Here is a 22,471-nt window from a genome sequence, read left to right as displayed (position 1 = left end):
AGATGAGTCACGCACACCCCGAGCTGGCGCTGCCCAAGCCGCTCGAACCCGGAGCACTACGGATCGTGCCGCTGGGGGGTCTGGGCGAGGTCGGCCGCAACATGGCCGTGTTCGAGTACGACGGGCGGCTGCTGATCGTCGACTGCGGCGTCCTGTTCCCCGAGGACCACCAGCCGGGCGTCGACCTGATCCTCCCGGACTTCAGCTACCTCGACGGCCGGCTCGACGACATCGAGGCCATCGTCCTCACGCACGGCCACGAGGACCACATCGGCGCCGTCCCGTACCTGCTCCGGCTTCGCGGTGACATCCCGCTGGTCGGCTCGCGGCTCACGCTCGCGTTCCTCGACGCGAAGCTGCGCGAGCACCGGCTCACACCGCACCCGGTGCAGGTGAGCGAGGGTGCCTCGATCGAGCTCGGGCCGTTCGCGCTCGAGTTCGTCGCGGTCAACCACTCCATCCCGGACGCGCTCGCCGTCGCCGTCACCACCGGCGCCGGGACCGTGCTGCACACGGGCGACTTCAAGATGGACCAGCTGCCGCTCGACGGTCGGATCACCGACCTGCGCGAGTTCGCACGACTGGGGGAGCGCGGCGTCGACCTGTTCATGGTCGACTCCACGAACGCTGAGGTCCCGGGCTTCACGACGAGCGAGCGCGAGATCGGCCCGGTGCTCGACCAGGTCTTCGGCAACGCCACCGGCCGGCTCGTCGTCGCGTCGTTCTCCTCGCACGTGCACCGCGTGCAGCAGGTCCTCGACGCGGCCTGGGCGCACCGACGCCGGGTGGCGCTCGTCGGCCGGTCGATGGTGCGGAACATGACGATCGCCGCGGAGCTCGGGTACCTCACCGTGCCGGACGGCGTCCTCATCGACGTCAAGAAGGTCGACTCGCTGCCGCCCGACGAGGTCGTGCTCATGTGCACCGGCTCGCAGGGTGAACCGATGGCGGCGCTGTCGCGGATCGCGAACCGGGACCACCGCGTGTCGGTCGGGCCGGGCGACACGGTGGTGCTCGCGTCCTCCCTCATCCCCGGCAACGAGAACGCCGTCTTCCGGGTCATCAACGGGCTCATGCGGCTCGGCGCCCAGGTCATCCACCAGGGGAACGCTCGCGTGCACGTCTCGGGTCACGCGAGCGCGGGCGAGCTGCTGTACGCGTACAACATCGTGCGGCCGCGGAACGTCATGCCGGTGCACGGGGAGGTCCGGCACCTCGTGGCGAACGGTGCGCTCGCGGTCAAGACCGGGGTGGACCCGGACCGCGTGGTGCTCGCGGAGGACGGCGTGGTCGTCGACCTCGTCGACGGCCGCGCGCGCATCGCCGGCGCCGTGCCGTGCGGCTACGTGTACGTCGACGGATCCAGCGTCGGGGAGATCACCGACGCGGAGCTCAAGGACCGACGCATCCTGGCCGAGGAGGGCTTCATCTCGGTGTTCGCCGTGGTGGACTCCTCCTCCGGCGCGGTGGTCGCGGGGCCGCAGGTGCACGCGCGCGGGCTCGCGGAGTCCGACGCCGTGCTCGCGGAGATCATCCCGGAGGTGACCCGGGCGCTCGCGGAGGCCGCGGCGGGCGGCGTCGCGGACACGCACCAGCTGCAGCAGGTGATGCGCCGGGTCGTCGGCCGGTGGGCGTCGAACCGGCTACGACGCCGGCCGATGATCATCCCGGTGGTCGTCGAGTCCTGAGCGCCGCTCGGTCGAGGGGCGGTCCGGGCCTGCGCCTCGCGGGCTCGGGTCAGGACCCGCGGGAGAGGAGCGGGCCGACGACGGCGAGCGCGTCGGCGTAGCGGTCGGCCCGCTCCTGGGCGTCGCCGGGGAGCTGACCCGCCAGCTCGAGGCTGACGAGACCGTGCGCGAGCGCCCAGACCCGCAGGGCGACCTCGAGGGCGGCGTCCGCCCCGACGACCCGCGCGACTGCCGTGCGCAGCACGACGAACGTCGGCTCGCCGAGCGTGCGGGCGGACTGTTCCGTGGCGCCCTGACCAGGCGCGGGCTCGCCGGCGCCGGCGAACATCACCCGGTACAGGTGGGGCTCGGCGAGCGCGTTCGAGCGGTAGGCCAGTCCCAGCTCGAGCAGGTCACGCCCGGGATCGCCGGTGCGTCCGGCCGCGTCGAGGGCCGCCGCGAACCGCGTGAACGCCTCGGCGCGCACGGCCTCGACGAGCCGGTCCCGTGATCCGAAGAGCGCGTACACGGCCGACGTCGACGTTCCCGCCTCGCGGACGAGGTCGCGCAGCGAGACCGCCGGCTCGCCGCCGTCGGCGAGCCGGCGAGCCGTGAGGTCGAGAAGACGACGGCGGACGGCGTCGTCGTACACGCGTGGCCTGGGCACCTGGCGAGCATACGGTCTTGACGTGCCCAATCGGGACGGTGTTACATAACAGTGTTCCGATTGAAGGAGGACGACAGTGCTCGAGATCTCCGACGCCGCGGCGTCGACCGCGGGGATAGCCCTGCTGGCGGCCGTCACCATCACGTCCGGCGGGGCGTTCCTCGCTCGCCTCGCGAGCGGCGGTGTGCCGACGACGCCGTTCCAGCAGTCGTTCTATCGCGCCGGGCACGGACATGCGGGCGTCTTCATCGTGCTCGGGCTGGTCTGCGTGGTGCTGAGCGAGGCGACCACGCTGACCGGGTTCTGGCTGTGGCTCGCCCGTGCCGGCGTGCTCGTGGCGGCGATCCTCATGCCGGCCGGGTTCTTCTTCTCGGCGATGGGGAAGGGCCGTGAGCGGCCGAACCGCCTGGTGGTGCTGCTGTGGATCGGCGGAGCCGTCCTCGTCGGCGGCCTCGCCACCCTCGGCATCGGGCTCCTCGCGCGCTGAGCGCCGCGGCGCGGACGATCGGTTGCCGCCGCGGCAACCGATCCTCCACGCGACCGTGCCGGACGGGTCAGCCGAGCCTGGTGATCTGCGTGACGCCGCTGAACTCGACGATCGATCCGGGCACGTCGACGACGTCGACGATGATCGTCGCGCCCGCTTCGCCGCCCGTCTCCTGAGCGAGGTAGTTGTCGCCGTCCTGCTGGTCGACGTACCCGAAGGCGAACGCGCCATCCTCGACCACCATCGTGTAGCGCCCGGGCTCGATCGTGGTGCCCACGATGTACTGGCCGTTGCTCAGCTCCGCAGGGGCTGCGGGGTCGGCGTCCGTCGCAAGGGTGATCTGGGTGACGCCGCTGAACTCGACGATCGATCCGGGCACGTCGACGATGTCGACGATGAGCGTCGCGCCCGCTTCGCCGCCCGTTTCCTGAGCGAGGTAGGTGTCGCCGTCCTGCTGGTCGACGTACCCGTGGGCGAATGCGCCATCCTCGACCACCATCGAGTAGCGCCCGGGCTCGATCGTGGTGCCCACGATGTACTGGCCGTTGGTCAGCTCGGCGGGCGCCGGAGCCGGGTCGGCGGGGGCCTCGGCGTCGGACGCGGAATCTGCTTCCGCTGGTGCTTCCGCTGCCGGAGCGTCCTCGGTGTTCTCGACGGCGGGCGGCGGTGCCGCTGCCTCGTCCGGCGTGCTGCCGCCCGACGACGCGGCGGCGATGACGACGATGAGCGCGGCGATCGATCCGACCACGATGGCGACGACCTTGCCCGCGCCGGAGCGCTTCTTCGCGGGCGAGGCGTCCGGCGTCGGCATCGCCGGCTCGACCGGTGCGGCCGGTGCGCCGCCATCCGTGGGGTGGGGCAGCGTCTGCGTCGCTGTGGCGGCGTTCGGGGCGTCGGGCAGCGGGTGCCACTGACCGTCCGTACCCAGGATGTGGCCGTTCTCGACGTGACCGATCTCGTATCGGCGTGACTCGGACATGCGAAAGTGCTCCTGTTTCAGGGGTGAGGTGTGGGGAACTCTTCGAACGTACGAGGCCGCGCTCGAGAGCGACAGGGACGAAGGTCCCGAACCTTGGGGTACACAAGGACCACGTTCTCGGCGCGCGGCGGCCGTCCGTTCGGCCGAGCGAGTGGCCCGGTGCAGCCGCGGCGCCGCGTGTTGCTGCGGGCGAGAAGGCCGATGACCTGGTTGAGTGGAGCGCGACAACCGCGTCCGTTCGCTGGGCGCACATATGGAGGAACCCGCCCATGGCGACCCGTACGACTTCCCCCGGACGGTCCGCCTCCACCGGGCGCGCGAGCACGAGCCGGGCCAGGTCCGGCTCGTCGTCGTCGCGCAGCCCCGGCCGGAGCCGCCCCGCACCGAAGCGCTCGCCCCTGCCTGTCCGCATGGTGCGCGGCCTCTGGATGGGCTGCGCACACCTTGTCGGGGGCGCCGCCCGTGGCATCGGCTCCGGTGCGCGCGGTCTGGACCCGGCGCACCGCCGCGACGGCCTCGCGTTCTTCCTCCTCGCGCTCGCCATCGTCGTGGCTGCCCGCGAGTGGCTGACGCTCTCGGGCAGCGCCGGGAACGTCATCCACGCCGCGGTGGCGGGTCTCGTCGGTCAGCTCGGCGTCATCGTCCCCGTCGTCCTCGTGTTCCTCGCCGTGCGGCTCATGCGCCATCCCGAGCTCGGCCCGGCGAACGGGCGCATCGCCATCGGCCTCACGGCCATCACCGTCTCGGCCTGCGGGCTGCTCGCCGTGCGCGGCGGGCTCCCGAGCCCGAGCGACGGCTGGGCCGGCGTGCAGGGCGCCGGCGGCATCGTGGGGTACGCCGTCGCCAACCCGCTGACGTCCGCGCTGTCCGTCTACGTGAGCGTGCCGCTGCTCGTGCTGCTGGCCCTCTTCGGCCTCCTCGTCGTCACGGCCACGCCGGTGAACCAGATCCCGCAGCGTTTCGTCCAGCTCGGCGAGCGCCTCGGTCTCGTCCGTCCCGCGGCCGACGACGGCGCCGCACCCGAGTCGCGTGCCGGCACCGACGCGGAGCGTGACGAGGAGACCCCGCGCGCGAAGCGGCGTCGTCGGCGCGAGGAGGCGGCCGCCGCCGAGAGCGCCGACGGCTACCACGCGGACGAGGCGTTCACGCGCCCCGACGTGCGTGAGCCGCCGACGACCCGAGACGAGTCCGCGTCCGACGCCGCGGCTCTCGGCGAGACGGACGACGTCGCGACGACGGCGATCCCGCGCCCGGACCGCGAGGAGATGGAGGCGCCGCCGACCGCGGCGCTGCCGCAGCGCGCCGAGCAGCTCGTGCTCGATCCCGGGCTCGTGTACACGCTGCCGGGCGACGCGGTCCTCGTGAAGGGCCAGCCGCACAAGCTGCGCAGCGCCGCGAACGATCGCGTCGTCGAGTCACTCTCGAACGTGCTCCAGCAGTTCGAGGTCGACGCGCAGGTGACAGGGTTCATGCGCGGACCCACCGTCACGCGCTACGAGGTCGAGCTCGGCCCCGGCACGAAGGTCGAGCGCGTGACGGCGCTCAGCAAGAACATCGCCTACGCCGTCGCCAGCGCCGACGTCCGCATCCTCTCGCCGATCCCCGGCAAGTCCGCGATCGGCATCGAGATCCCGAACGCGGACCGCGAGATCGTCGTCCTCGGCGACGTGCTGCGCTCCTCCGTCGCGCGGCGCGACGAGCACCCGATGGTCATGGGTGTCGGCAAGGACGTCGAGGGCGGGTACGTCATCGCGAACCTCGCGAAGATGCCGCACCTGCTGGTCGCCGGCGCGACCGGCGCCGGCAAGTCGAGCTTCATCAACTCGATGATCGTGTCGATCATGATGCGCGCGACGCCGGAGGAGGTGCGGATGATCCTCGTCGACCCGAAGCGGGTCGAGCTCACGATGTACGAGGGCATCCCGCACCTGATCACGCCGATCATCACCAACCCGAAGAAGGCCGCCGAGGCGCTCGACTGGGTCGTGCGCGAGATGGACGCGCGCTACGACGACCTCGCGCAGTTCGGGTTCAAGCACATCGACGACTTCAACAAGGCGGTGCGGCTCGGCAAGGTCAAGCCTCTGCCGGGCAGCGAGCGCACGCTCACGCCGTACCCCTACCTGCTGGTCGTGGTCGACGAGCTCGCCGATCTCATGATGGTCGCCCCGCGCGACGTCGAGGCGTCCATCCAGCGGATCACCCAGCTCGCGCGGGCGGCCGGCATCCACCTGGTGCTCGCGACGCAGCGCCCGAGCGTCGACGTCGTCACCGGCCTCATCAAGGCCAACGTGCCGAGCCGGCTCGCGTTCGCGACGTCGTCGCTCGCCGACTCCCGCGTCGTGCTCGACCAGCCGGGCGCGGAGAAGCTCATCGGGCAGGGCGACGCGCTGTTCCTGCCGATGGGTGCCGCGAAGCCGATGCGCGTGCAGGGCGCCTGGGTCACCGAGTCCGAGGTCCACGAGATCGTCGAGCACGTCAAGACGCAGCTGCAGCCGACGTACCGCGAGGACGTGACGGCCCCGGCGGCGTCGAAGAAGCAGGTCGACGAGGACATCGGCGACGACCTCGAGCTGCTTCTGCAGGCGGCGGAGCTCGTCGTGACGACGCAGTTCGGCTCGACGTCGATGCTCCAGCGCAAGCTGCGGGTCGGGTTCGCGAAGGCCGGGCGGCTCATGGATCTGCTCGAGTCGCGCGAGATCGTCGGCCCGTCGGAGGGGTCGAAGGCGCGCGACGTGCTCGTCACCCCGGACGACCTCCCGGGCACCCTCGCCATGCTGCGGGGCGAGCCGGAGCCGTCGGACGGTCCGGGCGTGTACGACGCCGCTGCCCCCGTCGCACCGACGGCAACCGACGTCGCGCCCTGGGACGACGGCGAGGACTCCGACAGCGAGGATGCCTGGGAGCTCACCGGCCGCTGAGGCTCGCCCGGCGTACGGTGGCGCGATGGGGATCGCGATCAGCAGTGTGACCGTCCGGTGCCGGGACCTGTCGGCGTCGGCCCACTTCTACGCCGACCTCCTTGGCTTCGAACGCGGCCAGGACCTCGGCACGATGCTCGAGCTCTTCGCACCCACCGACGCGTGGCCGGGTCAGGTCGACCCTCCGCCGGCGGGCCGGATGACCGTCATGCTCGACCAGATCGACGGCGGGTCCCAGGACCGGGTCGACGGCGCGCGCGGCGTCGTGCTCGGCCTCACCGTCGACGACGTCGACGCCGTGGTCGAGCGCCTGCGGCCGGCCGCGAGCGGGGTGCGGCTGGAGCCGACCGACCAGGACTACGGCGTGCGGGACGCGGCGGTGCTCGACCCGGACGGGCACGAGGTCTTCCTCAGCGGGCCGCTCGCCGGCGCCGCGCCGTAGAGGCCCGACACGCGTCGACGCCGTCGTCAGTGCCGGAGCGCCTCGCGCAGGACGCGCCCGTCAGCGCTCGACGGCGCCCCGACGCCGAGCAGGTGGCAGATCGTGGGGGCGACGTCCGTCAGCGACGGGCGGGCGAGCCGTGCCCCGCGACGTACGCCGGCGCCGGCGAGCACGAGCGGCACCTCCATCTCCTCCACGCCCCCGTGGGAGCCGCGCAGCGCGCCGTCCTGGAGCGTGGAGAAGTGGAACGGCTCGCTCGGCTCGACAACGAGGTCGCCCAGCTTGTCCGCCGCGCGCAGCCGCCGCAGCTCGCGCTCGCCGTACACGGCGGCGACGCCCTCGATCCGCTCGATCCGCCGCGTCAGGCGCGCCAGCTCGCCCCTGGCGAGGGGTGTGCGGAACGTGACGTCCGCCGTCCGGGGAGCCGCGTAGAGCACGATGTCCGCCGTGAGGTCGGCGGTCTGCCCGGCGCCGACGACGGACATCGTCCCGCCGGTCTCCTCCAGAGCGGCGATGAGCTCGGGCAGCAGCGGCTCCGTCCACTCGCGCTGGGCGTGGTCGCCCGTGAGCAGGACCGTCGTGCTCTCGGCGAGCCCGAGGTCCTCGATGGTGTCGAGCAGGCGCCCCACCTGGGTGTCCGTCTCCTCGAGCGCATCGACGAGCCCCTGCCCGGCGAAGCCGTTCGAGTGCAGCCACCCGTCCACCTCGCTGCCGTACACGGCGAGGAAGTCGGGGATCTCCGGGAGCTGGACCTGGGTCCCGCCGGAGCTGACGGGACCGCCGGACAGGAGCGCGACGGCGTCGTCCACCCGCGCGGTCATCCCGCCGCCCGGCTGCGTGTAGAGCTGCTCGACGTCGCCGTAGCCGGCGCCGTAGTCCTGCACGGCGTACCACTGCACGTAGGCACCGGTGCGGCCCTGCCGGCGGAGCGTGTGCGCGATCGTCTCGACGCCCGGTTCGATGAACCGCTCCTGCGAGACGGCCAGGCCCGTGGCGGGATCCACGTAGTAGCCCGCGTTGCGGTGCACGTCCGGGTGGGTGCCCGTCGCCGTCGACGTGCGGCTCGAGTTGCTGTACGAGGAGAACGTCCCGGCGGCCGTCCCGGACGCGCCCGATGCGCGCAGCGCGCGGATCCGGGGGAGCGGGTGGACGTCCGCGTACTCCCCGTCGAGGAACCGGGGGTCGAAGCCGTCGACGTCGATGAGGACGACACGACGACGCGGGCGGTCTCCGTGACCGCCCACGGCCGCCGCGGGAGCGACGCCGATCGCCGGCGCGGCGACGGCGGCACCGAGCGCGGTCAGGGCGTGACGACGGGTGAGCGTGGGCATGCGAGGCTCCTTCGGATCGGATGCCCCACAGGTACCAGCGAGTCCGACCTCCGCGGGCAACCCGGCCGCGAACAGAGCGCGCCCGTGCGATGAACGGCCTGGACCTGAAAGAAAACGCCGCGCTCAGCCGGTGCGGGGAACCAGCTCAGGGCGGTCGCCCGTCGGCTCGGACGGTGAGTCGAGGCGCGGGAGCTCCGCGCCCGTGGAGCCGGCCATGATCGCCTCGACCTCGCTCAGCCGCTGCTGCAGCGTGCCCTCCGACAGCGCGAGGATGCTCGGACGCTCGCCGTTGACCAGATCCATCAGCGGGTACACCCGCTGCTGGCCGACGCGGTCGACGGTCATCGGCGTCCAGGTCATCCCGGTCACGCGCGCGGGGCCGTCGGCGGGCTTGGTGATCGTCGCCGTCATGAACAGCCCCGTCGCCGTCTGGCTGATGCAGCAGGCCGAGTCCTGGTTGGAGATGAAGTTGCCCAACGACCAGGCGACCCACATGCCTGAGCCGTCCGGGCCGCCGTCGAGCAGCGCGTACGGCTGCGGGACGTGCGGGTGCGTGCCGACCACGAGGTCGATCTGTCCGGACTCCGCGAGCGCCTGGGCCATCGCCGTCTGCTCGTAGTTCGGCGCGAGCTGGTACTCCACACCCCAGTGCAGCGTCGCCACGACGACGTCGGCGCCGGCCTCGCGCGCCGCGGTGGCCTGCGCGATGATCTCGCTCGGGTCGTAGCTGCCCGGGTTCATGACGTCCGGGCTGAAGGTGTTGATGACCCACGGCGCCTCGGCCGGGACCGGGATCCCGTTCGTGCCGTAGCTGCCGCCGATCTGCGCCACGGTGATCGTCTGTCCGCCACGCTCGAGCGCGTAGAGCTGCGGGGCGTCCGCCTCCGCCTCCGACCGCGCCGACCCCGCGTGCCCCAGTCCCTCCGCGTCGAACACGTCCAGCGTGTGCATCGCGTTGTCCGCCCCGCGGTCGAGCGTGTGGTTCGTGCCGGTCGAGCAGCCCTCGTAACCGAGATCCGCGAGGTTGCCGACCAGCTCCGACGGGGCACCGAACGAGGGGTAGCCCGACGGCGTCTCGCCCGGCATCGACAGCGGCACCTCGAAGTTGCACAGCATGAGGTCGACGCCCTCGCTGTAGGGGCGCGTGGCCTCCAGCATCGGGCGGAAGTCGTACCCCTCGCCCCCCGCGTCGTCGAGGGCCGTGCGGATCGGGGTGTCGTGCGGCAGCACGTCGCCGACCGCGCCGATCGTGAAGACGGCGTCCGTGGCCGTGGGGGTGGGCGACGGCGTCGCGTCGGGAGTGCCCGACGGCGTCTGGTCGCCCTGGGTCGTCGGCTCGCCGCCCTGCGCCGCGGGGTCCTGCGTGTCCCACGGCCGCAGCGACAGCAGCGCGACGGCGACGATCGCCGTCACGGCGACGAGGAGCAGCGCGAGCGGGGCGGTCACTCCCCGGCCGCGGCGGCGGGCGGCAGATGGCACATCGGGAGGGTACGCGACGCGGGCCTACGCTAGGTCCCGTGCCGCCCGCCACGCCCGAACCCGCCGCCCCGGGCGCCCAGGTGTGGAACCTGCCGAACGCCCTCACGATCCTGCGGGTGCTGCTCGTCCCGGTGTTCGCGGTGCTGCTGCTGCAGGACACGACGACGAGCAGGCTCGCGGCCACCGGCGTGTTCGTCCTGGCCGCGGCGACGGACCGGCTCGACGGACAGATCGCCCGCAGCCGGGGCCAGGTGACGGCGTTCGGCAAGCTCGCCGACCCGATCGCTGACAAGGCCCTCACGCTGACGGCGTTCGCCGGCCTGTCGCTGCTGGGGGAGGTCCCGTGGTGGATCACTCTCGCGATCACCGTCCGCGAGCTGGGCATCACGCTGCTGCGCGTCGTGCTGGTCCGGCGTTCGATCATCGCCGCCTCCACCGGCGGGAAGGTCAAGACGGTCCTGCAGATCCTCGTGCTGACGGTCCTGCTCGTGCCGTGGGACGGGATCGTGGCTGCGGGCGTCGCCGACGTGATCGACGTCGTCGCGCTCGTGCTGCTGTACGCGGCGCTGGCCGTCACGATCGTCACGGGTCTCGACTACGTCGTGCGCGCGTGGCGTCTCGCGCGGGGCCGATGACCACCTCGACGTCGCGGCCGATGCACACCGCCGCCGCTCGCCTGGTAGCCCGCCTGCGGGCGGCCGGTCTGACGATCGGCCTCGCGGAGTCGCTGACGGGTGGCGCGCTGACGTCCGCTCTCGTCGAGGTGCCGGGTGCGTCTGCCGTCGTCCGCGGCGGCGTCGTCGCCTATGCGACCGACGTCAAGCACGGCGTGCTCGGCGTCCCGGCCGGACTGCTCGACGAGCACGGCCCGGTGCATCCGGACGTCGCGCTCGCGATGGCGCGCGGCATCTGCTTCGTGCTCGCCTCGGACGTCGGCGTCGCGACCACCGGCGTGGCCGGGCCCGGGCCGGCGGACGGCCGTCCCGCGGGCGTCGTGTACGTCGCGGCGTACGCGGCCGGCCGGGGAGTGGTCAGAGAGCTGCGCCTCGCCGGGACGCGCCCGCTCGTCCGGTCGGCGACCACGGCGGCGGCGCTCGCCCTCGCCCTCGCCACCGTCGACGACGTCGCGTAGGCGGCGCGGGAACAGGACGGCGGGGGCGTGCGTTGGATGCAGTGATGATGACTCCCAGCACGGTCTCGACCCCACCGGCGCCACTGCGCGCGGGCGGTCGTGCGCGCGCCACGGCCCGTCCCGAGGGCCGGACGACGCGGACGTCCACCCGGACGAGTGTCGGACGAGCGGGGTACGGTAGTAAGCACGAAGCGGCGAGAGGGGAGGGACGCGCCATGGTGGTGCTACGACGTGAGCTCGGCGACGTCCTTCGCGACGCTCGCCAGAACCAGGGAAAGACGCTGCGCGAGGTCTCCTCGGCGGCGCGGGTCTCGCTCGGGTACCTCTCCGAGGTCGAACGAGGTCAGAAGGAGGCGTCCTCGGAGCTGCTCGCGTCGATCTGCGCGGCTCTCCAGGTCTCCTTGTCCATGATCCTGCGCGAGGTCAGTGACCGGATCGCCATCGCCGAAGGTGTGAGCATCCCGGACACGGTGCCGCCCGAGCTCGAGGCGGAGATCAAGCGCCGGCCTTCGCTCGCCGGAGTCGCCTGAGCCGCACTGCGCTCACTTTCGCTGGCAGTCCGGACAGTAGAACGCCGGGCGGTCGTACGGCGGTGTCCCGACGGCGGCCACGGCGATCGCCGTTCCGCACCGCGGACAGCTGCGACCCGCCCTCCCGTGCACGAGCGTGCCGCGGCCGGCACGGGTGTCGCCGGTCGCCGTCACCCGGGGCGAGTTCGCCGAGGCGAGCATGAGCGCGCGCGCCGTGTCGACGAGCGATCCGACGTCGTCGACCTCGTTCGCCGGCCGCCACGGTCGGATCCGGTGCCGGAACAGGCTCTCTGCGAGGTAGATCGTGCCGATGCCCGCGAGCACGCGCTGGTCGATGAGGATCTCGCCGATGGGGCGCGTTCCCTGGGCGGCGATCCCCGCGACGATGGCCGCGCGCCCGTGGGCCTCGTAGTCGTCGCCGACGACGTCCGGGCCGAGATGTCCCACGACGCTCGCCTCGTCGCGCGTGCGCACGAGATCCATCATCCCGAGGTCCATGCCGAGGCACGTCCAGGAGGGTGTGCCGAGCACCGCCCGTACCGCCGTGCGGCGCGCCAGGGCCGGGGTGCGGGCGACGCGTTCCGTGGGCTCGACGCGCCAGGTCCCGTCCATCCGCAGGTGCGTGTGGAGCGTGCGACCGTCGTCGAACCGGGTGAGCAGGTGCTTGCCGACGGAGACGGTGCCGAGGCTGCGCACGCCGACGAGGTCGGCACCGCCGAGCGAGGGCCAGCGGAGCTCCGCGTGCGTGAGCGCGGCGCCGTCGAGGGCGCTCGTGAGCCGCCGGGCAACTCGGAGCAGGACGTCACCCTCGGGCACGTGCGGCCCCGTTCCTGACCTGCCGCACTCGGAGCCCGCGTGGGGTCGCGACGAACCCGGCGTCGAGCAGCGCCTGGCGCAAGGGTGTGTCGGCGACGAGCGTGGCGGCGCCGTCGCTGCGCTGCACCACGACCCGCCCGAGCGCGCCCGACGCGGCCGCGTTCGCGAGCGCCGCCGCCGCGGCCCGCAGCCGTGCGTCGTCGGCGGTGAACGACAGCAGCGTGCGGGCGCCGCGTTCCAGGTAGAGCACGAGCGCGCCGTCGACCAGGACGACGTGCGCTCCCGGGACGCGCCGCGGACGGGCGCCCGTGGTCACACCTTCCGCGCTCGTGGGGGCGGCCGGCCACGGGAGCGCGGCGCCGTACGGGTTCGCCGGGTCGACGGCGGCGAGCAGCACCGGCCCGGGGTTCGCGGCCGCATCGGCGCGCAGCCTGTCGATGCACTCGGGGAGCGCGAACTGGGAGGCGCCCAGCCCTTCGACGACGTACCCGCGGCGCACCTGGCCCGACTCCTCGAGGCGGACCAGCACGCGGTACAGCGCACCGAAGCCGCCGGGCACCTCCTCGGCGGCGACGGCGCCCCGCACCAGCACGCCGTGGCGGTCGAGCAGCGCCGCGGCCGTCGCGGCGAGCCGGATCGTGGGGTCGGTCTCGACGGCGCCGACCACGCTCCATCGTCCGGCAGCGCTCGCGGGCGTCGGGATGCGCGCCGCCTGCGCCGCGGTGCTCCCGGCCGCCGCCAGCGCGGGGGTCATGAGCGCACGCCGCGACAACGCGCTCCGGGAGCGCGGCGAGCGGGCGGCCGCGGCGCGCCGGGAGCTCGTGGACGGGCGTTGCTCGAGCCGGGCGCGCAGCGGCGCGAGCGTGTCGTTCGTGACGTGTCCCGCCCAGACCGCGTCCCAGAGCGCGTCGTGGACCTCGGCCACCGCCGGTGGTTCGCCATCGGCTGCCGACGCGATCGCCGCGTACAGGTCGCGGAAGAACCGGCCGCCGTCGGCCAGGACCTCGACCACGCGTCGCGCGAGCTCGGTCGGTAGCTCGCCCGGCAGCGGAGCGAGCACCGCCGCCGCGTCGGTGGGAACGAGCACGATCGTCCCGTCGGACGGGCCACCGCCGGGCGAGCCGCCGGTCCCGACCCAGACGACCTCGCCCGCGCTCGTCAGCTCGTCGAGCATCGCCGGTGCGTAGTCGCGGACGCGGGCCGGCAGGACGGTGGTCTCGAGCGCGCTCGACGGCAAACGCGCCCCGGCGAGCTGGTCGACGGCCGCGAGCACGCCGTCCGTGCCCCGGAGCGTGCCGAGCTGCTGCCAGCGCGGCAGGAACACGCCGAGCGTGGCCGGAGGCACGGCCTCGACGTCGGCCCGCAGCGCGGCGAGGGAGCGGCGCCGGATCCGGCGCAGCACCTCCGAGTCGCAGAACTCCTCCCGGGCTCCCGGCTCCGGGACGCCGTCCGAGCCGGCTGAAGCACCCGACGCGGCCGGGCGCAGCCGCCCGGCGGTGAGCGTGCCGTCGCGCTCGAACGTCCGCAGCACGGGGAGCACGGCGCCCGGCGCGAGACCGAACCGGTGCGCGACCTCGGCCGCCGTGAACGGCCCGTGCGTGCGGGCGTGGCGCCGCACGAGATCCCCGAACGGGTCCGGCACGGACTCGAGCACCGCCGCGGGGAGGCCGAGGGGGAGCGCCGTGCCGAGCGCGTCACGCAGTCGGCCGGCGTCCTCCGCGGCGGACCACTGCTCCCGCCCGGCGACCCGGACCGCGATGATGCGACGCTGGCGCTCGAGGTCGGCCAGCCAGCCCGGCACCGCCTCCGGGTCGAGCGCACGGCGCGCCACCTCCTCCGCCGGGACGGGGCCGAGCCGTCGGACGAGGTCGAACGCGCCCTCGGCGTCGCGCACCCGGGACGCCTCGGTGAGCAGTCCGACCTGAGCCTCGACGTCGGCCACGGCACCGGCGTCGAGCAGGTCGGCGAGGTCCGTCAGCCCTTCGCCGAGAAGCTCACCGAGCAGCGCGGGATCGAGCGTGAGCGCCGCCGCCCGGCGCTCCGCGAGCGGGGCGTCGCCGTCGTACAGGAACTGGCCCACGTAGCCAAACAGGAGCGACCGCGCGAACGGCGACGGCGCCGTCGTCGTCACCTCCAGCACGCGGATCTCGCGGGCGGCGACCTGCCGCATGAGGTCGGCGAGGGCCGGCACGTCGAAGTCGTCCTGGAGGCACTCCCGCACGGCCTCCAGCACGATCGGGAAGTCCGGGTAGCGGGCAGCGACGCCGAGCAGCTGTGCGGCCCGGTGCCGCTGCTGCCACAGCGGCTGACGGCGGTCCGGCCGACGGCGCGGCAGCAGCAGGGCTCGGGCGGCCGCCTCGCGGAACCTGGCCGCGAAGTGCGCCGAACCGGCCAGCGCGGCCGTCACCGCACCGGAGACCTCGTCCGGGTCGAGGAGCAGATCGGCGAGGTCGACCTGCGTCCCGGGACCGGCCGAGTCCGCCGCGGCGGCGTCCGGCCAGCCTCCGGGCAGGGGGACGGCGCCGAGATCGTCGTCGCCCCCGCCGGCATCGGGCAGCCGCAGCACGATGCCGTCGTCCGCGTGCATGGCCTGGACGTCCATCCCGAACCGGTCCTGCAGGCGCGAGGCGAGCGCGAGCGCCCACGGGGCGTGCACCCGGGCGCCGAACGGCGTGTGGATGACGAGCCGCCAGTCGCCGAGCTCGTCGCGGAACCGTTCGACGACGATCGTGTGGTCGGTGCTCAGGTGCCCGGTGGCCTCCCGCTGGGCGGTGAGGTACGCGAGCAGGTTGTCGCGGGCCCACTCGTCGAGCCCCCAGCCGGTGAGCAGCTCCGCGGGCTCGCGGGCGCGTTCGACGTCCCGGACCATCGCACCCAGCGCCGCGCCGAGCTCGAACGGGCGCCCCGGAGCGTCACCCCGCCAGAACGGCAGCCGCCCGGGCAGGCCGGCGGCGGGGGAGACGAGCACCCGGTCCGGCGTGATGTCCTCGATGCGCCACGTGCTCGTGCCGAGCGTGAACGTGTCGCCGACGCGCGACTCGTAGACCATCTCCTCGTCGAGCTCGCCGACGCGGCGCCCGCCGCGGGTGGCGACGTCCTCCGCGCCCGCCGCGAGGTACACGCCGTACAGGCCGCGGTCGGGGATCGTCCCGCCCGAGGTCGCCGCCAGCCGCAGCGCTCCCGGCCGGGCGGACAGCACGTCGTCGACGCGGTCCCAGACGATCCGGGGCCGCAGCTCCGCGAAGTCCTCGCTCGGGTAGCGGCCGGCGAGCATGTCGAGGACGGCGGCGAGCGACGCGTCACCGAGACCGGCGTAGGGCGCGGCGCGGCGCACGAGCGCCGTCAGCTCAGCCACCTTCCAGTCGTCCATGGCGAGCATCGCCACGACCTGCTGCGCGAGCACGTCGAGCGGGTTCGCCGGGATGTGGAGGTGCTCGATCGCGCCCTCCCGGCCCCGGACCGCGGCCACCGCTGCCGCCAGCAGGTCGCCGCGATGCGTCGGGAGGACCACGCCGTGGGACACGGCGCCCACCTGGTGCCCGGCGCGCCCGATGCGCTGGAGCTCGCTCGCCACCGACGGCGGTGCACCGACCTGGACGACGACGTCGATCGAGCCCATGTCGATGCCGAGCTCGAGCGACGACGTCGCGACGACGGCGGGCAGCCGCCCGGCCTTGAGGTCGTCCTCGATCCGGGTCCGCTCCTCGCGGCTCATCGAGCCGTGGTGGGCGCGCGCGACGACCGCGTCGCCGGCGACGGCGAGCGCCGTCCCCGACTGCCCCGGCGTCTGGGCGCCCCATGCCGAGCCCGGGTCCGCGGGCGGCGCCGCGCCCTCGACGTCGTCGCTCGGGTCGACGTCGTAGCCCGGGTCGCCATCGCCATCGCCATCGCCGTCGTCGGCGATCGCGCCCTCGACGGCCAGGCGCCGCTCCGCCCACGCCTCGTTGATCCGAGCCGTGAGTCGTTCCGCACCGCGGCGCGAGTTCGTGAAGACGAGCGTGGTCCGGTGGGCGGAGATGATGTCCACGACGCGTTCCGTGACGTGCGGCCACACCGACGCCGTGCGGGGCCGTGCGTCCGGGAGCAGCCCGGCCGCGTCACCCGACAGGTCGAGCTCGCGCTCGGCGTCGCCGAGGTCCTCGAGGTCCGGCACGGGGACCTCGACGTCGATCCGGATCTCCTTGTGCGACGGCGGCTGCACGGTGCGGACGCTCCGGCCGCCGTCGCCGATCGTGCGGGCGCCCGCGAGGAAGCGGCCGACCTCCTCGACCGGGCGCACCGTCGCCGAGAGGCCGATCCGCTGCGCGGGCCGGGGGAGCATCGCGTCGAGCCGCTCCAGGCTGAGCGCGAGGTGAGCGCCCCGCTTGCTGCCTGCCAGGGCGTGGACCTCGTCCAGGATCACCGTGGTCACGCCGGCGAGCCCCGCGCGCGCCGCCGACGTCAGCACCAGGAAGAGCGACTCGGGTGTCGTGATGAGGATGTCGGTCGGCTTGGTCGCGAACCGGCGGCGTTCGCCGGCCGGCGTGTCACCCGTGCGCATGCCCACGCGGACGTCGCGCACGGGGTGGCCCTGCCGGGCGGCGATGCGGGAGATCCCGACGAGCGGCGAGCGGAGGTTGCGCTCGACGTCGGCGGCCAAGGCCTTCAGCGGGGAGATGTACAGGACGCGGCACCGCTCGGCGTCGTCGGGTGCCTCCGCACCCAGGAGGGCGTCGAGCGCCCAGAGGAAGGCGGCGAGCGTCTTGCCGGAGCCGGTCGGGGCGACGACGAGCGCGTGGTCCCCGCCGGCGATCGCCTCCCACGCGCCGGCCTGGGCCTCGGTGGGCGCCGGGAAGGACTCCGCGAACCAGGTGCGCGTGGGCTCGCTGAACGCCGCGAGAGCCGGGTGGGCCGGGGGCGCGGCGCCGGCGCCGCCTGCGGACAGGCCGCCGCCTGCGGCGTCGGCTGCCGGAGTGCCGACGCCGCCGGCTCCCGTGTCCTGCCGCGTGCGCATCGCCCCATTCTCGCCCGGACCGCCGACACTCCCGCCGAACCCTCCTCGACGGTATCCAGGTGGCGCAAGGACTCGCTCCCGCACGTCCAGGCGAAGGACTGCGCGACCCAGATCGCCGCCGAGGTCCGGAACCGCCGCGGACCTCGGCGTCGGACGTGGTCGTTATGCTCCCTCGGTGCGGCACTCGGAGTTCTGGTGGGTCATGGAGCAGGCGTTCGGGAAGTCGTACGCGGCCTCCGTCGCCGCGGATCTCGTGCTCGGGCCGCTCGGGGGCCGGACCGCCCGCGCCGCTCTCGAGGACGGCGTGCCACCGCGTGACGTGTGGAACGCCGTCTGCGATGTGCTCGGTCTGGACGACGCCACGCGCTGGCGTCACCGCGACGCCCCCAAGGCGCGCCGCCGGGGTTGACCAGCTCGCCCCGTCGACTGGGCGCTACGGGGCGCACTGCTCGCACCGGACGTCGTCGGGCGGGTCGTCGCCCACGAGCGCCGCGAGCCAGTCGGTCAGGCGGACGCCCCCCACCTCGGTGTCGTAGAACGCGTCGAACTCATGGAGCCCGTGGTCATCACCCGGTGCGGTATAGCTGTGCAGGGGCACCCCGGCGGCCTCGATCGCCGCTTCGTTGGCGTCGATGACGGCCAGCTCGTCGAAGCCGGGCACCGGCTCGAGGCTCGGGGAGTCGCCGCGCTCCCAGTCGGTGATCTCGACTGCCGCGTGGGGGTCATAGGCGTAGTCGAATCGGGCGAGCACGAGGTCGGGGTGATGCAGGCCGGCTTGGGTCCAGAACCCGGGGACGCCCCAGTCGCGGACGGCGAGGCCGGCGACGGCCCAGTCGGGCATGGCGCCGTAGGCACCCCATGCCGTGTCGAGGACGTCCGTGTTGAAGTCGGGGTTGTCCGGCCACGCGCCGGACTGGCCTCCGAACACGGTGACCTTCGCGTCGGGCAGGAGGTCGGCGACGAGGCCGCCGTAGAGGGGAGCAGCCACCGACCCCGCGGTCTTGCCGACGACGACAACCTCGGTGGCATCCGGATACTGCTCGGCGAGGTAGTCCAGCGCCGCCGTGCCGTTGACGTAGCCGTTGTGCTCGACGGTCAGCTCCGGCGAGTAGGCCTGGGAGACGCTGCCCAGATGCGCATCACCGGTGCAGGAGCTCACATAGAGGAACGAGTACTCGGCGAACGGGTTGTCTGACCGCGTGGTGTCGAACATCCCGTTCCGGTTCTCCGGATTCGTGCCCGAGAGGTTCCAGTCGTAGAACTCGCTCTCGCCGGGGGTGTCGGTGCTGGTGAAGGCACAGCTCCTCGCGTCCCAGCACACGCCGCCGCCGTTGAGGAAGAGCACGACCCGGGTCTCATCGGCCCGTCTCTCCCAGAAGGAGAACGGGCTGCCGTCTGCGCACCGGCAGTCGTCCGGCGCCGCAACGGTCTCCCACTCCAAAGCCGGAGGAGCGGGTGTGCAAGCGGTCGGCACGGCCAGCAGGGCGGCGAGGACGAGGGAGATCGCCAGCGGACGGCGACGACGTGGACGGCCGGAAGGGAGGCGAGAGTTCGTCATGTGCCCAGGGTCGGTGGCGTCGGGCACGCAGCGCACCCGCCTGTGGTCACGTCTGGATGCATGACCTCCGACGGGTGTCCGGCGGTGTGTCCGGGCCCTAGGGTGTGACCGCCATGAACACTCAGGTGGCCGCCTGGCGGAGGGCCCTGCGCAGCCCAGGCCTCCAGGACGCCGGCCTCGCTGGCCTGCTGCTGATCGCCACCTGGGCGGTCGGTGGCTCAGGCGCGGCCTCGGACGGGTCGCTGCTCGGCGCATGGGGGCCGGTGTGGTGGCTACCGACCGCCGCGTGCGTCGCGGCCGTGGCCGTCCGCCGCAGGTGGCCGGTTCCCGCCTTTGCCGCGGCCATGGTCGCGGCGGTCGCGCAGATGGCCCTGGGCGCGGGGGCGGTGCCCGCCGACCTGGCCGTCCCGGTCACGCTCTACACCGTCGCCGCCCACCGGTCCCGTCGGGTGTCGCTCCCGCTGCTGGGCGCGGCCCTGGCGGTGGTGGTGGCGTGGTCGGTGTTCGTGGCGGTCGACGGCGGGGGCGACGGCTGGTGGAACACCGGCCCGTTCGGGAGTGGTGGCGACACGCTCGATCCCGTCGGTGCGGCGTCGCCGGGCGCGGAGGGGACGGAGGCGTTCCGGCCGACGGCCTGGGGCGGCATCCTCCTCCTGGCCCCGACGGTGGGCGTCGCCTGGGCGCTCGGCTGGGGAGCGCGGAGCCGCCGCGCCTACCTGGGCGAGCTCGAGGCGAGGGCGCGCGACGCGGAGCGCGAGAGCGACCAGCAGGCGGCGCTCGCGGTGGCCGCCGAGCGCGCGCGCCTCACCCGCGAGATGCACGACGTCGTCGCGCACGGCCTGGCCGTCATCGTGATGCAGGCGCAGGGCGGCGCTGCAGCGTTCGACCGGCGACCCGCCGACACCCTCGCGGCGCTCGAGGCGATCGTGGCGACCGGCCGCGCGTCGCTCGCTGACATGCGGCAGGCGCTCGGCACCTCCGCGCAGCTCCATGATGCGGCGGAGCCGGCTCCGGGACTGGCGGAGCTGCCCCGCCTCGTCGACCGCGTCCGGCGGTCGGGCACCCCCGTCAGGCTGCACGTCGACGGGGAGCCGCGCCCGCTCCCCGCCGGAGTGGACGTCGCGTCGTACCGGATCCTCCAGGAGTCGCTGACCAACACGATGAAGCACGCGGGAACAGGTGCCGCGGCCCAGGTGCTGGTGTGCTTCGACCACGATGTGCTGGTCCTCGAGATCAGCGACAACGGCGCCGGCGGAACGTCCGTGGTCGCGGGCGGAGGAGGCGGCAACGGGCTGCGGGGCATGCGGGAGCGGGCGGGTCTGCTGCGCGGCGAGGTGACCGCCGGACCCGGCACCGACGGTGGCTATGTCGTGCGAGCCCGCCTGCCCCTCGACCCGGAGGATCCCGCGTGATCCGGGTGGTCGTCGCGGACGACCAGGCCCTGATCCGAGCCGGCCTGCGGATGATCCTCGAGAACGCTGACGACATGGAGCTCGTCGGGGAGGCGGACGACGGCGCCGCGGCCGCCGACCTCGCGATCGGGACGAGGCCTGACGTCGTGCTCATGGACGTGCGGATGCCCGGGGTCGACGGTCTCGAGGCGACCCGCCGCATCCGCGCGGCCCTCCCTGACGGACCGCGGATCCTGGTCCTCACGACGTTCGACCTCGACGAGTACGTGTACGCCGCACTGCGTGCCGGAGCCGGCGGGTTCCTGCTCAAGGATGCACTCGCCACCGATCTGCTGTCCGCCATCCGCGTCGTAGCCGCGGGCGACGCCATCGTGGCGCCGCCCATCACCAGGCGGCTGATCGAGCGGCACATCGGCTCGCCCCACGACCCGCTGCCCCGCACCGAGGCCGAGCTGCGTGTCCTCACCTCCAGGGAGCGCGAGGTGCTCTCCCTGATCGCCCGGGGTCTGTCCAACGCCGAGATCGCGGGGCGCCTCTTCGTCACCGAGGGCACCGTGAAGGGGCACGTCAGCGCGATCCTGGCGAAGCTCGGCCTGCGGGACCGGGTGCAGGCCGTGATCTTCTCCTACGAGTGCGGACTGGTCCGCACGGGCGCCTGAGTCCGCCCTCGAGCAGCTCCACCGGGCGTCCTTCGCGGGGGAGCGCGTCGTCGGATCACGGCGCCGACACGCCCGTCCGGCGTGTCGTTCGACGTCGAACACGCGTTCGCCGTAAGTTGTCCCCAGAGCGAGCCCGCAGCCCGAGGCGCGCGTGTGTGCACAGCGGGCGACGGGATGTCGGTGGCCGGACATAGCCTCGCTCTCAGGCGCCGCTCGGGGAGGGCAGCACCTGCCAGGCCAGCCCTGTCCGAGCACGAGAACCAACAGAGGTGAGACCCGATGCCCGCTCCGGTCGGAGACAAGTCCAAGGCCCTCGAGGCCGCACTCGGTCAGATCGACCGTCAGTTCGGGAAGGGCTCGGTGATGCGCCTCGGCGACGACACGCGCCCACCCGTCGAAGTCATCCCCACGAGCTCGATCGCGCTCGACGTCGCGCTCGGGATCGGCGGCCTCCCACGAGGCCGCGTCGTCGAGATCTACGGTCCGGAGAGCTCCGGCAAGACGACCGTCGCGCTGCACGCCGTCGCGAACGCCCAGCGACTGGGCGGCATCGCCGGCTTCATCGATGCCGAGCACGCGCTCGACCCGGAGTACGCCAAGAGGCTCGGTGTCGACACCGACGCGCTTCTCGTGTCGCAGCCGGACACCGGCGAGCAGGCGCTCGAGATCGCCGACATGCTCATCCGGTCCGGCGCGCTCGACATCGTCGTCATCGACTCCGTCGCGGCGCTCGTGCCGAAGGCGGAGATCGAGGGCGAGATGGGGGACTCGCACGTCGGCCTCCAGGCGCGCCTCATGTCGCAGGCGCTGCGCAAGATCACCGGCGCCCTGTCGGCGTCGGGCACGACGGCGATCTTCATCAACCAGCTCCGCGAGAAGATCGGTGTCTTCTTCGGTTCGCCCGAGACGACGAGCGGCGGCAAGGCGCTGAAGTTCTACGCGTCCGTCCGGCTCGACGTGCGGCGTATCGAGACCCTCAAGGAGGGCACGGACGCGGTCGGCAACCGGACGCGCGTCAAGGTCGTGAAGAACAAGATGGCCCCGCCGTTCAAGCAGGCGGAGTTCGACATCCTGTACGGACACGGCATCTCTCGCGAGGGCGGGCTCATCGACCTCGGCGTTGACCAGGGCATCGTCCGCAAGTCCGGCGCCTGGTACACGTACGAAGGCGACCAGCTCGGTCAGGGCAAGGAGAACGCCCGCAAGTTCCTCAAGGACAACCCCGAGCTCGCGGACGAGATCGAGACGCGGATCAAGGAGAAGCTCGGCATCGGGATCAAGGTTCCGGCCGACGCCTCGGAGCTCGACGACGTGGCACCTGTCGACTTCTGACGTCGGCGCCGCCCGGCTGGGCAGCGGGGAGGATCGGTGCGCGCCAGGCGCAGCGATCCTCCCCGC

At 73.5% G+C, this 22,471-nt stretch carries 18 protein-coding genes; 11 read left to right on the top strand and 7 right to left on the bottom strand.

The window, feature by feature from the left end:
* The first annotated feature begins 2 nt into the window (after window positions 1-2).
* Complete coding sequence (locus BCAV_RS12410) at window positions 3-1,688, top strand: ribonuclease J (RefSeq protein ID WP_015882955.1); 1,686 nt, start codon at window positions 3-5, stop codon at window positions 1,686-1,688.
* A 49-nt stretch (window positions 1,689-1,737) separates the two neighbouring features.
* Here the strand turns inward: BCAV_RS12410 and BCAV_RS12405 are convergent, their stop codons facing one another.
* Entirely contained in the window at window positions 1,738-2,334 is a 597-nt protein-coding gene (locus BCAV_RS12405) for a TetR/AcrR family transcriptional regulator (protein WP_043347124.1), read from the bottom strand.
* A gap of 76 nt (window positions 2,335-2,410) precedes the next feature.
* On the opposite strand from BCAV_RS12405, the gene BCAV_RS12400 reads away from it, so the two are divergent.
* Entirely contained in the window at window positions 2,411-2,821 is a 411-nt protein-coding gene (locus BCAV_RS12400; RefSeq protein WP_015882953.1) for a hypothetical protein, read from the top strand.
* 67 nt (window positions 2,822-2,888) lie between these two features.
* Here BCAV_RS12400 and BCAV_RS12395 read toward each other — a convergent pair whose 3' ends face one another.
* On the bottom strand, window positions 2,889-3,800 hold the full coding sequence (locus tag BCAV_RS12395) for a hypothetical protein (RefSeq protein WP_015882952.1): 912 nt from the start codon (window positions 3,798-3,800) through the stop codon (window positions 2,889-2,891).
* 410 nt (window positions 3,801-4,210) lie between these two features.
* Between BCAV_RS12395 and BCAV_RS12390 the strand changes: the two genes are divergently transcribed.
* Window positions 4,211-6,721: an FtsK/SpoIIIE family DNA translocase gene (locus BCAV_RS12390; protein ID WP_015882951.1), complete on the top strand. Its 2,511-nt coding sequence runs from the start codon at window positions 4,211-4,213 to the stop codon at window positions 6,719-6,721.
* A gap of 25 nt (window positions 6,722-6,746) precedes the next feature.
* Window positions 6,747-7,163, top strand: a complete 417-nt coding sequence (locus BCAV_RS21660) for a VOC family protein (RefSeq protein ID WP_015882950.1) — start codon at window positions 6,747-6,749, stop codon at window positions 7,161-7,163.
* A gap of 26 nt (window positions 7,164-7,189) precedes the next feature.
* On the opposite strand, the gene BCAV_RS12380 is transcribed toward BCAV_RS21660, so the two are convergent.
* Together BCAV_RS12380 and BCAV_RS12375 are read right to left on the bottom strand one after the other, a co-directional pair.
* Window positions 7,190-8,494 (bottom strand): alkaline phosphatase family protein, encoded by a 1,305-nt coding sequence (locus BCAV_RS12380; protein ID WP_015882949.1) that lies wholly within the window; start codon window positions 8,492-8,494, stop codon window positions 7,190-7,192.
* Window positions 8,495-8,617: 123 nt separating this feature from the next.
* Window positions 8,618-9,973, bottom strand: coding sequence for a CapA family protein (locus BCAV_RS12375; RefSeq protein WP_083770029.1), 1,356 nt, complete (start codon window positions 9,971-9,973; stop codon window positions 8,618-8,620).
* 38 nt (window positions 9,974-10,011) lie between these two features.
* Here BCAV_RS12375 and pgsA point away from each other — a divergent pair, with 38 nt between their 5' ends.
* From pgsA to BCAV_RS12360, 3 genes are all read left to right on the top strand, one after another.
* On the top strand, window positions 10,012-10,608 hold the full coding sequence (gene pgsA, locus BCAV_RS12370) for a CDP-diacylglycerol--glycerol-3-phosphate 3-phosphatidyltransferase (RefSeq protein WP_043347113.1): 597 nt from the start codon (window positions 10,012-10,014) through the stop codon (window positions 10,606-10,608).
* Window positions 10,605-11,105 (top strand): CinA family protein, encoded by a 501-nt coding sequence (locus tag BCAV_RS12365; RefSeq protein ID WP_015882946.1) that lies wholly within the window; start codon window positions 10,605-10,607, stop codon window positions 11,103-11,105. The genes pgsA and BCAV_RS12365 overlap by 4 nt, the downstream gene beginning before the upstream one ends.
* A 215-nt stretch (window positions 11,106-11,320) precedes the next feature.
* Window positions 11,321-11,635 carry a helix-turn-helix domain-containing protein gene (locus BCAV_RS12360; RefSeq protein WP_015882945.1) on the top strand — a complete coding sequence of 105 codons (315 nt, stop codon included), beginning with the start codon at window positions 11,321-11,323 and terminating at the stop codon, window positions 11,633-11,635.
* A 12-nt stretch (window positions 11,636-11,647) separates the two neighbouring features.
* Here BCAV_RS12360 and BCAV_RS12355 read toward each other — a convergent pair whose 3' ends face one another.
* Both BCAV_RS12355 and BCAV_RS12350 read right to left on the bottom strand, forming a co-directional pair.
* On the bottom strand, window positions 11,648-12,451 hold the full coding sequence (locus BCAV_RS12355) for a DNA-formamidopyrimidine glycosylase family protein (protein WP_015882944.1): 804 nt from the start codon (window positions 12,449-12,451) through the stop codon (window positions 11,648-11,650).
* The gene (locus BCAV_RS12350) at window positions 12,438-17,444 is read right to left on the bottom strand and encodes an Lhr family helicase (RefSeq protein WP_015882943.1); all 5,007 of its coding nucleotides are present in this window, start codon (window positions 17,442-17,444) and stop codon (window positions 12,438-12,440) included. Before BCAV_RS12350 ends, BCAV_RS12355 begins: the two co-directional genes overlap by 14 nt.
* A 175-nt stretch (window positions 17,445-17,619) precedes the next feature.
* On the opposite strand from BCAV_RS12350, the gene BCAV_RS12345 reads away from it, so the two are divergent.
* Window positions 17,620-17,853, top strand: a complete 234-nt coding sequence (locus BCAV_RS12345; RefSeq protein ID WP_015882942.1) for a DUF3046 domain-containing protein — start codon at window positions 17,620-17,622, stop codon at window positions 17,851-17,853.
* 24 nt (window positions 17,854-17,877) lie between these two features.
* Here the strand turns inward: BCAV_RS12345 and BCAV_RS12340 are convergent, their stop codons facing one another.
* Entirely contained in the window at window positions 17,878-19,002 is a 1,125-nt protein-coding gene (locus BCAV_RS12340; protein ID WP_144016772.1) for a pectin acetylesterase-family hydrolase, read from the bottom strand.
* 113 nt (window positions 19,003-19,115) lie between these two features.
* On the opposite strand from BCAV_RS12340, the gene BCAV_RS12335 reads away from it, so the two are divergent.
* The 3 genes from BCAV_RS12335 to recA all read left to right on the top strand — a co-directional run bounded on the left by BCAV_RS12335 (window position 19,116) and on the right by recA (window position 22,405).
* Window positions 19,116-20,414: a sensor histidine kinase gene (locus BCAV_RS12335; RefSeq protein ID WP_015882940.1), complete on the top strand. Its 1,299-nt coding sequence runs from the start codon at window positions 19,116-19,118 to the stop codon at window positions 20,412-20,414.
* A complete protein-coding gene (locus tag BCAV_RS12330; RefSeq protein WP_015882939.1) occupies window positions 20,411-21,073 on the top strand; it encodes a response regulator in 663 nt (220 codons plus the stop codon). Before BCAV_RS12335 ends, BCAV_RS12330 begins: the two co-directional genes overlap by 4 nt.
* A 279-nt stretch (window positions 21,074-21,352) precedes the next feature.
* A complete protein-coding gene (gene recA / locus BCAV_RS12325) occupies window positions 21,353-22,405 on the top strand; it encodes a recombinase RecA (protein WP_015882938.1) in 1,053 nt (350 codons plus the stop codon).
* The last annotated feature ends 66 nt before the right edge of the window (window positions 22,406-22,471 follow it).

Source organism: Beutenbergia cavernae DSM 12333 (assembly GCF_000023105.1).
Taxonomy (GTDB): domain Bacteria; phylum Actinomycetota; class Actinomycetes; order Actinomycetales; family Beutenbergiaceae; genus Beutenbergia; species Beutenbergia cavernae.
This window is presented reverse-complemented; position numbering and strand designations above follow the sequence as displayed.